Below are 11,494 nucleotides of genomic sequence, written 5' to 3'. Positions count from 1 at the left end.
ACATCGGTGAGGGAGGAGGGGGCGACTGGTGGTGAAGGGGGCGGTGAGCGCGGTGGGCTCGGTGGGCGCGGTGAGTGCGATGGGGGAGGTGGTGGGCTGTGAGTGAGGAAGGGGTGGAGCGGGTCGGCGCTCGGCAGGGGCTGGGGGACGACACCTTGCCCCGGCTGGCCGGGCGCATCGTCCTGGTGACCGGGGCCAGCGGGGGGCTCGGGGCCGGGATCGCGTGGCGGTTCGCGCAGGCGGGGGCCGCGGTCGTGGTGCATTACCGGCGGGGGGAGACGCGGGCCCGGGAGCTGGTCGAGCGGATCGGGGGCGCGGGCGGTGACGCCGTCGCCCTGGCGGCGGACCTGAGCCGGGAGGAGGAGTGCCATCGCCTCGTGGAAGCCGCGTACGCCTGGCGGGGGCGCCTTGACGCGCTGGTCAACAACGCCGGGATCCAGCCCGTGCTGAGCCTCGCCGATATGACGGCCGAGGACTGGCGGCGGCTCGCCGAGGCGAATGTGACCAGTGCGTTCTGCTGCACCCAGGCCGCGGCGAAGCTCATGGCCCGGCAGGATGGCGGCGGCACGATCACGCAGATCGCGTCCATCGAGGGTTCGCGTCCCGCCCCGGGCCACGCCCACTACAGCGCGTCCAAGGCTGCCCTGATCATGTTCGCCCGTTCGGCCGCGCTGGAGTACGGGCCGCTCGGCATCCGCGTCAACAGCGTCTCGCCCGGCCTCGTCGACCGGCCCGGCCTCGCCGAGGAGTGGCCGGAGGGCGTGGAGCGGTGGGGCAGAGCGGCGCCGCTCGGCCGTCTCGGCCGGCCCGAGGACATCGGCAGCGCGTGCGTGTTCCTCGCCTCGGACGCGGCGTCCTGGATCACCGGTACCGATCTGGTGGTGGACGGTGGGGTGGGGGCGGGGCCTGGCTGGTAGCGCGGGGGGCTGCCTGCCTGCCGGCCTGGCGGTTGCGGGGCTGGTCGTGCCTCGGGGGCTGCGGCCCGCTTGGTTGTTCCTGGGGCCTGTCGCCCGGGTCCGGTCGCTTCGGGTCCGGTGGTCCCGCCCCGGACCTGGTCACCTCCGGGCTGGGCCGTGCCGTGCTTGGCCCTCGCCGGGTTTGGTCCCTCCGGGGTTGGTCACTCCCGTGCCTGGTCGCTTCCGGGGTTGGTCGTCCCCGTGCTTGGGCGCCACCGGGTCTGGCCATCCCCGGGCGCCGCAGCCCGCCCGGTCACCCCCGGCGCCTGGCCGTCTCCGGGCTTGGTCGCCCCCGTGCCTGGTCGCCTCCGGGGTTGCCCGCCCCCGGCCCAGGCCTCACCGGGCCGGAACTCAGTTGTCCAGGCCCAGCCCCAGCGGCCCAGCGGCCCAGCGGCCCAGCGGCCCAGCGGCCGAGTAGCCCAGCCGCCCATTGGCCGAATGGCCCAGACCTCAGCGCTCCAGATACGCCAGGACCGCGAGGACACGTCGATTGTCCGTGTCCGACGGTGGCAGTCCGAGCTTGGGGAAGATGTTGCCGATGTGCTTGGCGACGGCCTTCTCCGAGATGTACAGCGCCTCCGCGATCCCCGCGTTCGAGCGGCCCTGCGCCAGGCACTCCAGGACCTCGCGCTCACGCCCTGTGAGCGTCGCCATCGCGGTGTCGCGGGCCTTGCGGACCAGGAGTTGGGAGATCACCTCGGGGTCCATGGCCGTACCGCCCCCGGCGACCCGTTCGATCGACCCGATGAACTGGGCGCCGTTCGAGACCCGGTCCTTCAGTACGTAGCCGACCCCCTCGGAACCGGTGGCCAGCAACTCGTGCGCGTACAGAGGTTCTACGTACTGGGAGAGCAGCAGCACCGGCAGGCCCGGTATCCGCCCGCGCGCCTCCACGGCCGCCCGCAGGCCCTCGTCGCTGAAGCCCGGTGGGAGCCGGACGTCGACGATCGCGATGTCCGGCCGCAGGTCCATGAGCGCGGCCAGCAGGTCGGGGCCGTTGTCGACGGCCGCGGCGACCTCGTGCCCGAAGGCGGTGAGGAGGCGGGCGAGGCCGTCCCTCAGCAGGAAGTGGTCTTCGGCGAGGACAACGCGCACGGCACCTCCAGCGTCACCAGGGTCGGGCCACCGGGCGGGCTGCTCACGGCGAGGACGCCGTCGAACATCGCCAGCCGCCTCTCGATTCCGCGCAGGCCTGAGCCGCACGCCGGGTCGGCGCCGCCGCGGCCGTCGTCCGTGACGGTGATGCGGAGGGTGCCGGCAGCGCCCTCGGGTGCGTGCGTGCCGGGGGTGTCCGCGTCAGGGGCGTCCACCCCGGGGGCCGGGTGCCCCGACTCGTGGCGGATGTCGATCCAGGCCCGCGCGGCACCGGAGTGTTTCGCCGCGTTGGCCATCAGCTCCGAGACCGCGAAGTACGCGGCCGACTCCACCGGTGGCTCGGGGCGCGCGGGCAGGTCGGCCCGCACCTCGGTCCTGATCGGGCTGATCAGCGCCAAGGAACGTACGGCGTCGGCCAGGCCGCGGTCCGCGAGGACCGGCGGGTGGATCCCGCGGATCAGGTCGCGCAGTTCCTGAAGGGCCTTGGCGGAGTTCTCGCGGGCCTCTGCGAGGAGGGCGCGCACGGCTTCGGGGTTCGATTCGAGCAGGTGCTCGGCGGCGTCGAGCGTCATGCCCATCGCCACCAGGCGGACCTGGGCACCGTCGTGCAGGTCACGCTCGATCCGGCGGATCTCGGCCATCTGCGTGTCGACAGCGGTGGAACGGGTCGTGGTGAGGTGGTCGATGCGGTCGGCCATCTCGGCCATCTCCGCGCGCAGTTCGCTCTCACTGGGGACGAGCATCGCGCGCAGATAACGCTCGTGGAGGCGTACGGCCCAGGGCGCGGCCCAGCGGAACGCGAGCGGGAACTGGACGGCGCCCAGTACTCCCGCGAGAGCGGCCGTCGGCCAGTTCCGCACCGGGATGAACAGGTACCAGACGCTGTCCCACTCGCGGGAGAGCTGCACGCCGAACACCGCGGTGACGAGTCCCCAGACCCCGCTGAGGACGAGCGCGAGCGGGATGAAGGCGATCGGCCCGCCGACGTACGGGTCGAGGTTCGCCCACCGCCAGTCCCGCCAGACCTGGCCCTCCTTGCCCGCCAACTGGGCTCGCAGCGCCAGATCTTGGGCCCCAACGGGCACCTCGCGGTAGGGAGCGGGGAAGTCCCGTCCCGACCACTCCTCGGCCAGCCTTCGCTGCTGGTCGGCCAGTTTCCGCACGCTCCTGACGGCGGTCGGGAGCAGCCTGGTGCGGGCGCCGCCCATGAAGAGCGCGTGGGCGTGGGTCGTCCAGAGCGAGAGCCAGAACGCCCGCAGGGACAGGGACCACAGGAGCAGGGAGCGTTTGAAGGCGCCGCGGGGGACGGGAGGTGGGGGCGGCTTCCGTTTCCGGCCCTGGGCCTCGGTTTGGTTCTTGGTCTGGGTCTGGGTCCTGGCCATGGTGCTCCCCCTGCACTTCCGTAATCCCGTAATCCCGAAATCCCGTACGTCCGTGGGCCCTCCGCCGTCTCCCGGCGTGGTCCGGCGTCGTCCGGCAAGTCTCCGTAGGCCCTGTCCCGCCGATTATGGGGCGGTCAGTGGGCGGAAGTCGGTGGTGAAAACTCCCCTTTTCGCGGGGAGGGAGGAGGGGAGGAGGCGGGGGGACGGTGCTCAGGGGTGTGCGAGCACCCCCACTTCCAGATCCGCGACGACTCCGTAGTGGTCGCTCGCCCAGACGCCGTCCACGGGCTTGTGGAAGGCGAGTTCGGCGCGACGGACGCGGGCGAAGGCGTTCGGGTGGGCGTGCGGTGAGCCGACGAAGATGTAGTCGATACGGCGGTGGTGGCCGGGCTGGCGGACCAGGCGCTCGATGTCCTCGGCCGCGTTCGGGTTGTCGCACGACCAGGTGTGGCCGGGGCCGGATCCCGCGACCTCCCACGCGTCGTGGAAGTGCGTGCCGCGCCCCGAGAGGGACTGCCGGCCGGTCAGGTACCGGATGCAGGCCGCGTCGGGATCCGCGTTGAAATCTCCGGCGATGATCGTGGGCAGGGTGGTGCGGTGCCGGGCGTCCAGGTCGCACAGGCCGATGGCCTGGCGCTCCCGTTCGGCTTCGGCTTCGAGGCGGAAGGACAGGGTGGGGGCGATGAACAGGACTTCCTCACCGCCGGTTTCGGCCGTCGGTACCCGTGCCGCCAGCGTGAGCCAGGGAACGTCGGGGGCGCTCGCGCCACGCTGGTCGAGGGCCTCGACGATGCGGTGCGGCTGCCGCGTCGCGATCGCGGTGCCGCCGTAACGGTCCACACGAGGGGGTGCCGTCGCGGCCGTCCGCGACTGATGGGTGCCGTGCAGCCCGTTCCCGTCGAGGAAGGCGGGCAGCTGGCCGGGCAGGACTTCCTGGAAGGCGACGAGATCCGGTGCCAGTCGCCGCAGTTCGGCGTTGATCAACGCGGCTCGCGCGGTGGCGTCGCCACGGTCGTTCCATACGTTCAGTGTCACGACGCGCAGAGTTGCCGCCGGGTTTGCTGCCGGGTTCGGCGCCATCACATTCCTCTCCCTCGGGCTGATCAGGGCCCTGGTCGGACTCGCCGCGCGGGTCGGCCCGGCCGCCGTCAACTCGACGGCGGCCGAGCCGGGTTCGGATGTCTGTGTCACCCGAACTGGCCGGGCGTGTAGTCGCCCGCGGGCTGCTGAGTGATGACGTTCATGCGGTTCAGGGCGTTGATGAGGGAGATGAGCGCCACCAGGGCGGCGAGCTGGTCCTCGTCGTAGTGCTTGGCGGCGTCCGCCCAGGCCTCGTCGGTGACGCCGCCTGCCGCGTCGGCGATGCGGGTGCTCTGCTCCGCCAGCTCCAGGGCGGCACGCTCGGCGGGGGTGTAGACCGTGGCCTCCCGCCAGGCGGCGACGAGGTTGAGACGGACCGCGCTCTCCCCGGCCTCGGCGGCCTCCTTGGTGTGCATGTCCACGCAGAAGCCGCAGCCGTTGATCTGGCTGGTGCGGAGCAGCACCAGCTCCCGGGTCGTGGCGGACAGCGACGATTCCTTGATCACATTCCCCGCCGCGGCGAGATGCTTCACGGCCTTGACCGCGACCGGATTGGCGTGGATGTCGAGACGGGCTTCCATGGCGATCTCCTTTGTGGGTGCGGCGGTCGTCCGCCGCGTTCGGGTGCGTCCCAGCAGTACGACGAGGCAGCGCGCCGGAATGTGAGGTGGCGCGGCCCACGTCACATTCCGGAGGACCGGTCCGTCGTACTGGTGAGCCAGTGAGTGAGCGCCGACGCGGCCGAGGGAGCAGCTACACCTTGAGGACCCAGCCAGAGCCGACCGATCCGACCGTCCCGATCGATGTGACCGATTCGACCGTCCCGGCCGATCCGGGCCTGAGTGCCGTCACGAGTGAGCGTCGGCAGCTGATCAATCTCGCGTACCGGCTCCTCGGCTCCCTCGCGGACGCCGAGGACGTCGTACAGGAGACGTACGCCCGTTGGTACGCGATGTCCCCGGAGCGGCGCGCGGCCGTCGAGTCCCCCGGCGGCTGGCTGACGCGGGTCGCCAGTCGCGTCTGCCTCGATCTGCTGGGCTCGGCGCGGGCGCGGCGGGAGAGATACGTGGGCGAGTGGATACCGGAACCCGTGCCCGATCACACGGAGTGGGCCGACGGGCGTGGCGGCGGCGCGACGGCCGACCCGGCCGACCGGGTCACGCTCGACGAGTCGGTCAACATGGCGTTCCTCGTCGTACTGGAGTCGATGACCCCGGCCGAGCGCGTCGCGTTCATCCTGCACGACGTGTTCCGTTACTCCTTCGCCGAAGTCGCGGAGATCGTCGGCCGGAGTCAGGGGGCGTGCCGTCAGCTGGCCTCGTCGGCGCGGCGCCGCGTCCGCGCGTCGCACGCCGCCGTGGCCCCGACCCCGGCGGCCCGGCGCGCACGCCTCGTGCGGGACTTCAAACAGGCGTGGGAGGCGAAGGACATCGAAGCCCTCATCGGGCTTCTCGACCCCGACGCCCTCGGGCTCGCCGACGGCGGAGGCCGGGTCAACGCGTCGCCGCCCACGGGAGGCGGCGAGCGGATCGCGCGCATGCTGATCGCCCTCACGGGCGCGGCGAGCGATCTGGTCCTCCTGGAGCGGACGGTCAACGGCGAGCCAGGGCTGGTGGTCCAGCAGGGCGGGGTTACCACGACGGTGATCGCGTTCGACTTCGTGGGTGACCGGATCAAGGGCTTCTGGGCGGTACGGAACCCCGAGAAGTTGCGGCCTTGGGGGGTGTGCTGAGGTCGTCCTCGGGGCGCAGGGCGCGGGAGGAGTCATGGCAGGACAAGAGCCCCGGTCGCTCACCTCCGCCGACCGAGGCTCTCTCTGCCCCCGGACCCGACCGCGGCGGCGACACTCCCCCGAGCTACGCGCGTTGCGCGAGTACCGGCGGGTCAGGTCCGATGTAGTGATCACATCAGATCCCGCCAACAGATCGCTAACATATGGCCAACGGTCGGCTGATAAGCGACGTTCGGTACGGGGAGACGGCGTGAGTGAGCGGGGCGAACTGCGGGCCGGGCAAGGAGGCGGGGCGGGGTACGGGCCGAGGCCCGGCGCGTCGGACGGGCTCCGATTCGGGCTCCGGTTCGGGCTGCTCGGTACGCCTGTTCTGTACGACGCCACGGGTGAGCCGCGCCCCGTGCGCAGCGCCAAGGGGCGTGCGCTGCTGGCCGCGTTGCTCCTGGATCCGGACCGGGCCGTCCCGCTCGACGCCCTCAAGGACGCGCTGTGGGGAGACTCCCCGCCCGCCTCGGCGCGGGCCTCCCTCCAGAACCACGTGACGCGGCTGCGGCGCCTCCTCGACGACCCTGAGCGGCTGCACGCGGTGCCGCCCGGGTATCGACTGCGGGTCAGAGAGGGCGAGTTGGACGTACGCGTCTTCGAGCACCAGGTCGCGCGGGCGCGGGCCGCGCACGCCGAGCGGGACTGGACGCGGGTCGTCGACTCCGTCGCGGACGCGCTCGCGCTGTGGCGCGGGAGGCCGCTCAGTGGGCTGCCGGACCCGTTGGCGGACCACTCCCTCGTACCGCGCCTTGAGGAAGCGCGGCTGCTCGCCCTCGAATGGCGCTACGACGCCGAACTGGAACTCGGCACCGGTCTCGCCGCGCTCGCCCCCGAACTGGCGGCGCTGGTGGCCGAACACCCGCTCCGCGAGACCTTCCACCGCCAGCTGATGCTCGTCCTGCACCGCACGGGCCGCCAGGCAGAGGCCCTGGCCGCCCACCGCGAACTGCGCCGCAAGCTGGTGGAGGAGCTGGGGGTGGAACCGGGGGCGGCCGTAAGGGACGCACATCAGGAGGTGTTGCGGGGGCGGCGCGAGAGCGCGGGTGGTTCTCGGGGTGCGGGGCCGTCAAGGGGGCGGGCCGAGGGGCGGCGGTCCGGAGATCGGTCCGGGGACCGGCCCGCAGACTGGCTCGGAGATCGGCCCGGGGACCGGTCCGGAGAGCGGCCCGCAGACCGGTTTGGAGGTCGGCCCGGAGAGCGGCCCGTGGACCGGCCCGCAGGCCGGCTTGGAGATCGGCCCGCAGACCGGCTCGGAGATCGGCCCGCAGACCGGTCCGGAGACTGGCTTGGAGATCGGCTCGCAAGTCGGTCCGGAGATCGGTCCGTAGATCGGTCCGGAGATTGGCCCGGAGATCGGCCCGGAGATCGGTCCGGAGATCGGTCCGGAGATCGGCCCGGAGGCCGGTCCGCAGACCGGCTCGGAGATCGGTCCGGAGGTTGGTCCGGAGATCGGCCCGCAGACCGGTCCGGAGACTGGCTTGGAGATCGGTCCGCAGACCGGCTTGGATATGGGTCCGCAGACCGACCCGCGGATCGGCCCGCAGACCGGTCCGGAGATCGGCCCGCAGACCGGTCCGGAGATCGGCCCGCAGACCGGTCCGGAGATTGGCCCGGCGACCGGTCCGGAGATCAGCCCGCAGACCGGTTTGGAGGTCGGTCCGCAGATCGGTCCGCAGATCGGTCCGGAGATTGGCCCGGCGACCGGTCCGGAGACCGGCCCGGCGACGAGTCGGTGGATCTCGTACGCCGGTCCGCGCACCGCAACATCGGCTACGCCCACCTCACCCTCGGCGAACCCGCCGCCGCCCTCGCGCACTTCGAGGAGAGCCTGCGCGGCCACGGCGAGTACGAGGACTGGCACGGCGAGGCCCAGGCCCGTCTCGGTCTGGTCCGCGCCCTGCGTGGCCTGACCCGCGTGCAGGACGCGACGCGTGAGTGCGCCGCGCTGCTGGACCGCGCCGAACGCCGAGGTGACGCCCGTATGACGGGCCTGGCACGCCACCAGCGGGGGCTCCTCCTGCGGGCGGAGGGGCGCGACGAAGAGGCGTACGAGCAGTGGCGGTCGGCGCTGGCGGTCCTCGACGGCACGGACAGCGACGTGACCGACGAACTGAGGACCCTGCTTACAGCGGACTGAGCACTGCGGTCACTTCACTCACCTCGCTCCCTCCACTCACCGCCCCGTACTCTCACCCCACTCACTTCGCGTCCGCGTAGCACTCCACGACAGCCGTCGTGAAGGGAAAGCGGACCGGCGTCTCCCCGAAAGCGATCCGGCCCGCGAGGTCCCCCGCCTCGCGCACCGCGCGGGCCACCGCGTCCGCCTCCTCGGCGGGGCAGTGCACGATGACCTCGTCGTGCTGGAAGAAGACCAGCTCGGCCCGCATCCCGCCCGCGGCGATCGCCTGCCGCAGGGCGGCCAGCATCAGCAGCGCCCAGTCCGCCGCGCTGCCCTGCACCACGAAGTTGCGGGTGAACCGGCCGCGTGCGCGAGCGTTGGTCGACGCGTACCCGGGAGTGAACTCCCCCTCGGAGGAAGGGAGTCCGTCCGCGGCCGGCGGGCCCTCCTGGGGAATGCCCGCCTCGTCGTCCTCACCGGCCCCGGCCGCCGGCGGGCTCGTCCGCCCCAGCCAGGTCCGTACGAGCCGGCCCTCCTCGCCCGCCTTCGCGGCCTCGTCCACGTACGCGACGGCCAGCGGGAAGCGGCGGCGCAGCGCGGCCAGGTTCTTCAGGCCGTCGCCCGACGTCTGCCCGTACACGGCGCCGAGCAGCGCGAGCTTCGCGTGCTCGCGGTCGCCGGAGAACGCGCGGTCCGACAGCCGCGTGTACAGATCCTCCTCGCTGCCCGCCACCTCCATCAGGCCCCGGTCCCGGGAGATCGCCGCCAGCACCCTCGGCTCCATCTGGTCGGCGTCGGCCACGACGAGCCGCCAGCCGGGGTCGGCGATAACGGCCCTGCGGATCACCTTCGGGATCTGGAGCGCCCCGCCGCCGTTCGTCGTCCAGCGGCCGCTGACCGTGCCGCCGGGCGTGTACTCGGGCCGGAAGCGGCCGTCCCGCACCCAGTCCTGGAGCCAGCTCCAGCCGTGCGCGGTCCAGATCCGGTACAGCTTCTTGTACTCGATCAGGGGCCGCACCGCCGGATGGTCGATCTCCGCCAGCTCCCAGCGCCGCGTCGACTTCACCCTGATACCGGCCTGCGCGAACGCCTTCACCACGTCGGCGGCCAGATCCGGGCGGACCCGACGGCCGAACGCGGCGGACACCTCGTCCGCCAGCTCGGCGAGGCGGCGGGGCTCACCGCCGCCCGCGTACCGCTCGCCGAGCAGTTCGGTCAGGAGCGCGCGGTGTACGTCGGCACGCCAGGGCAGGCCCGAGGCGTTCATCTCCGCGGCCACCAGCATGCCCGCCGACTCGGACGCGGTGAGCAGGCGCATGCGGCCGGGGTGGGCGGCGGCGTCGTGTCTTCGCTGCTGGTGCGCGTACACCTCGACGAGTTCTGCCAGGGTGACGGGGGTGCCACCCGGGCGGGGCTCGAAGAGGGAGTCCTGGGAGCCGGGCTCGGCGGCGCGCGGCGGGGGATCGGGGGGTACGGGGGCGTTGCGCAGGCGGGCCAGGGCGGCGGCCGCCGAGCGGGGCTCGCCGAGGCGGCCCTCGTGGCCGAGGAGCAGCAGCTCGGCGGCCTCGATGTCGTAGCACCGCTCGACGCGGGCGCCCGCGGCGAGCAGGCGGGGGTACAGCGCGGCGGTGGACCGCCACACCCACCGTCCGACGTCACTCCGCTTCCGCACGGCCTCGGCGAGGTCGGCCTCCCGGACGACGGGCCCCGCGGGCAGGCCGTCGCCGCCGAGGGGGACGAGGTCCGCGCCCCCGCCCTCGACTGCGGTGATGGCCCAGCGGTCGGTCATGAGGGGAGTGTGGCATCGGGGTCTGACATTGGCTGGCGGGGCGCCTTTGCTGGCGGGGCGCCTTGGGTGCGGGCCGCTTTGGGCGCGGGGCGCCTTTGATGGTGGGGGCTCGCCTCGGCTCCGGTTGCGGGCATCCGCGTACGCGGGCGGCACCGCGCCTCCCCCCGGGAGCCTCCCCCCGGGAGCCTCCTCCCGGACGCGCTCCCCCGGCGCCTCCCCGCCCCCGCCCCCGGCGCCTCCCTGCCCCCCGGGGCGCCCCCTTGCGGACGCTCCCGGCGTGCGCGGCCCGACGGGCGCTGGGAGGCTCGATCCATGCGAGTGGCGCTGGCTCAGACCGACTGCGCCCTGGGTGAGGTCGGCGAGAACCTGGAGACCGCGCGGGACCAGGTGGACCAGGCCGCGGCCCAGGGCGCCGACCTCGTCGTGTTCCCCGAACTGAGCCTGCACGGCTACCACCTGGGCGGCCTCGAACGGGATACGTCCATCACCACCGACGACCCCCGCCTCCTCGCCCTGGCGGTACCCGGCGGCCCGGACGTCGTGGTCGGCCTGCACGAACACACCGCCCTGCGGGCCTACAACACCTCCGCGTACTACGCGCGGGGCCGGCTCCTGCACGCGCACCGGAAGCTGTACCTCCCCAACTACCTGGCCTGGGAGGAGCGCAAGCACGTCAGTCCCGGCCAGCACCTGCGCGCGTACGACCTGCCCGACGGGCACGGCCGGGCCGCCACGCTCGTGTGCAACGACGCCTGGCAGCCCGTGCTGCCGTGGCTCGCCGTGCAGGACGGCGCCGAGGTCATCGTCGTACCGACGAACAGCGCGGCCAGCCTGGACCCCGAGGCCATGGACACGGGCCTGTACTGGGACACGCTGCTCTCCTACACCGCCCGCATGCTGCAATGCTGGGTCGTCTTCGTGAACCGGGTCGGCAACGAGAACGGGGCCTCCTTCTGGGGCGGCTCCCGCGTCGTCGACCCGCGCGGCACGGTGGTGGCGCAGGCGCCGAAGTGGGAGGCGGCGCTGGTGACGGTCGACATCGACGTCCACGAGGCGCGGCGGCAGCGGAGGGCTGTGCCGCTGGTCGCCGAGGCGCGGCTCGGCCTGGTCGACCGCGAGGTGCGCCGCCTGATCGACGAGGGCGGCGACAGCTGACCCCGCCCCTTAAGGGGCCTCTCCTCCTTTCCCGGGGTGCCATCCCCTACCGCGCTCCCCGATACCGCGCTCCCTGATACTGCGTTACCGTCCCGCCCCCGACCCCGCACCCGCCCGTTCCCTCACCCCAGCCCCCACGAC

The 11,494-nt window shown here is 73.1% G+C and carries 8 protein-coding genes and 2 pseudogenes; 5 read left to right on the top strand and 5 right to left on the bottom strand.

Annotation, left to right across the window (positions count from 1 at the left end; translation table 11 throughout):
* Positions 1-140 precede the first annotated feature (140 nt).
* Positions 141-917, top strand: a complete 777-nt coding sequence (locus IG54_RS0136540) for an SDR family NAD(P)-dependent oxidoreductase (protein WP_030795262.1) — start codon at positions 141-143, stop codon at positions 915-917.
* A gap of 489 nt (positions 918-1,406) precedes the next feature.
* Here IG54_RS0136540 and IG54_RS0136535 read toward each other — a convergent pair whose 3' ends face one another.
* The 4 genes from IG54_RS0136535 to IG54_RS0136520 all read right to left on the bottom strand — a co-directional run bounded on the left by IG54_RS0136535 (position 1,407) and on the right by IG54_RS0136520 (position 5,094).
* Positions 1,407-2,051, bottom strand: a complete 645-nt coding sequence (locus IG54_RS0136535; protein ID WP_030795259.1) for a LuxR C-terminal-related transcriptional regulator — start codon at positions 2,049-2,051, stop codon at positions 1,407-1,409.
* Positions 2,015-3,433 carry a sensor histidine kinase gene (locus IG54_RS0136530; RefSeq protein WP_051820447.1) on the bottom strand — a complete coding sequence of 473 codons (1,419 nt, stop codon included), beginning with the start codon at positions 3,431-3,433 and terminating at the stop codon, positions 2,015-2,017. The genes IG54_RS0136535 and IG54_RS0136530 overlap by 37 nt, the downstream gene beginning before the upstream one ends.
* A gap of 210 nt (positions 3,434-3,643) precedes the next feature.
* The gene (locus IG54_RS0136525; protein ID WP_199809642.1) at positions 3,644-4,468 is read right to left on the bottom strand and encodes an endonuclease/exonuclease/phosphatase family protein; all 825 of its coding nucleotides are present in this window, start codon (positions 4,466-4,468) and stop codon (positions 3,644-3,646) included.
* A gap of 152 nt (positions 4,469-4,620) precedes the next feature.
* Positions 4,621-5,094, bottom strand: coding sequence for a carboxymuconolactone decarboxylase family protein (locus IG54_RS0136520; RefSeq protein WP_030795250.1), 474 nt, complete (start codon positions 5,092-5,094; stop codon positions 4,621-4,623).
* 218 nt (positions 5,095-5,312) lie between these two features.
* On the opposite strand from IG54_RS0136520, the gene sigJ reads away from it, so the two are divergent.
* The 3 genes and pseudogenes from sigJ to IG54_RS42715 form a co-directional block, all read left to right on the top strand.
* Positions 5,313-6,245: an RNA polymerase sigma factor SigJ gene (gene sigJ, locus IG54_RS0136515; protein WP_030795247.1), complete on the top strand. Its 933-nt coding sequence runs from the start codon at positions 5,313-5,315 to the stop codon at positions 6,243-6,245.
* A 34-nt stretch (positions 6,246-6,279) separates the two neighbouring features.
* Positions 6,280-7,251, top strand: a pseudogene (locus IG54_RS41710) (AfsR/SARP family transcriptional regulator); the annotation flags it as partial.
* 777 nt (positions 7,252-8,028) lie between these two features.
* Positions 8,029-8,427: pseudogene (locus IG54_RS42715) on the top strand (hypothetical protein); the annotation flags it as partial.
* A gap of 61 nt (positions 8,428-8,488) precedes the next feature.
* On the opposite strand, the gene IG54_RS0136495 reads toward IG54_RS42715, so the two are convergent.
* Positions 8,489-10,198 carry a bifunctional 3'-5' exonuclease/DNA polymerase gene (locus IG54_RS0136495; protein WP_030795239.1) on the bottom strand — a complete coding sequence of 570 codons (1,710 nt, stop codon included), beginning with the start codon at positions 10,196-10,198 and terminating at the stop codon, positions 8,489-8,491.
* 312 nt (positions 10,199-10,510) lie between these two features.
* Here IG54_RS0136495 and IG54_RS0136490 point away from each other — a divergent pair, with 312 nt between their 5' ends.
* Positions 10,511-11,353, top strand: coding sequence for a nitrilase-related carbon-nitrogen hydrolase (locus tag IG54_RS0136490; protein ID WP_030795236.1), 843 nt, complete (start codon positions 10,511-10,513; stop codon positions 11,351-11,353).
* Positions 11,354-11,494 lie beyond the last annotated feature (141 nt).

The sequence above is a fragment of the Streptomyces sp. NRRL S-920 genome (assembly GCF_000717945.1).
GTDB lineage: Bacteria > Actinomycetota > Actinomycetes > Streptomycetales > Streptomycetaceae > Streptomyces > Streptomyces alboniger.
This window is presented reverse-complemented; position numbering and strand designations above follow the sequence as displayed.

Coding starts and splice junctions, on each gene's coding strand:
- IG54_RS0136490 (WP_030795236.1), top strand. CDS start 10,511: ATGCGAGTGGCGCTGGCTCAGACCGACTGCGCCCTGGGTGAGGTCGGC.
- IG54_RS0136495 (WP_030795239.1), bottom strand. CDS start 10,198: ATGACCGACCGCTGGGCCATCACCGCAGTCGAGGGCGGGGGCGCGGAC.
- IG54_RS0136530 (WP_051820447.1), bottom strand. CDS start 3,433: ATGGCCAGGACCCAGACCCAGACCAAGAACCAAACCGAGGCCCAGGGC.
- IG54_RS0136520 (WP_030795250.1), bottom strand. CDS start 5,094: ATGGAAGCCCGTCTCGACATCCACGCCAATCCGGTCGCGGTCAAGGCC.